Source organism: Paenibacillus sp. FSL A5-0031 (assembly GCF_001956295.1).
In the GTDB taxonomy this organism is placed as follows: Bacteria; Bacillota; Bacilli; order Paenibacillales; family Paenibacillaceae; genus Pristimantibacillus.
Map to the genome: position 1 here is coordinate 1 of NZ_MRTD01000066.1, position 469 is coordinate 469.

Annotated in this window: 1 protein-coding gene; it reads right to left on the reverse strand. The window is 41.2% G+C overall.

The window, feature by feature from the left end; genetic code table 11:
- The coding region (locus tag BK120_RS34355) for an Ig-like domain repeat protein (RefSeq protein ID WP_256711120.1) at nt 1-469 on the reverse strand (469 nt) is incomplete at both ends.

Consider the following 469-nt stretch of genomic DNA (forward strand, 5'->3'; position numbering starts at 1 on the left):
ACTCCAGTTACTACTGGTGCTACTTTATCAATCACAAAGTTCACCGTTGTTACATTTCCAGCTGCATCCGTCACGACGAGCTTATACGTGCCGTCTTGAATGACTTCAGTCCCACTTATAAAAGCAGTTCCATTCAATGTTGCCGTTCCTTCATTATAGCTAACTGTCACTTTTTCCTTGTAGATTTCACCATCCGCAACACCTGTTACGATTGGTGCTACTTTATCAATTACAAAAATCACCGTTGTTACATTTCCTGCTGCATCCGTTACGATGAGCTTATACGTTCCATCCTGAATAACATCCGTACCGCTTGTAAAAGTAGCTCCATTCAATTTTGCTGTTCCTTCGTTAAAACTAACTGTCACTTTTTCCTTGTACATTCCACCTTCGGTTACTCCAGTTACTACTGGTGCTACTTTATCAATCACAAAGTTCACCGTTGTTACATTTCCAGCTGCATCCGTCA